The sequence below is a fragment of the Candidatus Poribacteria bacterium genome (genome assembly GCA_021295715.1).
In the GTDB taxonomy this organism is placed as follows: Bacteria; Poribacteria; WGA-4E; order WGA-4E; family WGA-3G; genus WGA-3G.
On record JAGWBV010000001.1, the window covers coordinates 1 to 316 of the forward strand.

The following is a 316-nucleotide window of genomic DNA, read 5'->3' on the forward strand; positions in this document are numbered from 1 at the left end:
AAGAATTTGAGAAACTCCGACCGCTCCTGGACCTTGAATTCGTCAGGAGAGTGAGATGCCCTTTCATGGGCGTACTTTTCGTATGAGTTAACAAGTCCGTCAGTGAATTGCATCGTGTTGATCAAACCTCTTATCGGACTCCTATATCAAAATCGACTTACTGCCAGTCGTCATCTGGCGGGTAAATCATGGAACTTCCGCCGCCTGCGCCTTTAAATTCGCTCTCAGCGAACCAATCCTTGACGGTATCCCGCCACTTAATGAAGTGTGGGGCTTTCAGGTGCTCTTGGAACGCCGCCTCGTCTACATAAACCTC